Genomic DNA, 284 nt, shown 5'->3' with positions numbered 1-284 from the left:
TCAATTAATGCACTCATAGCGACCGCCTTTTAAAGGTAAGAGTACTGAGGGTTAATAGCCCCATCGTTTGCGCAACAGGCAGTAACCAATCACTCAGAGAAAAGCTATTTTGCGGTGCTACATCTAATATCTGTACACCTGGGTACACATATAAAAGCCAAGACAGGATGGGTAAGTAATAACTGAGATAGCTTATTAATGCATTGCCAAGTGTAAATAAGAGTATTGCGAGGACGACACTTAAGCGAGACGAGCTTGTAATTAAGTTTAGCAACGACATCAAA

1 pseudogene is annotated in these 284 nt (G+C 40.5%); it reads right to left on the bottom strand.

The window, feature by feature from the left end:
- Positions 1-13: 13 nt before the first annotated feature.
- A pseudogene (locus tag CWC11_RS23200) lies at positions 14-284 on the bottom strand (hypothetical protein); the annotation flags it as partial.

The sequence above is a fragment of the Pseudoalteromonas sp. S3178 genome (assembly GCF_005886985.1).
GTDB classification, from domain to species: Bacteria; Pseudomonadota; Gammaproteobacteria; order Enterobacterales; family Alteromonadaceae; genus Pseudoalteromonas; species Pseudoalteromonas carrageenovora.
This window is presented reverse-complemented; position numbering and strand designations above follow the sequence as displayed.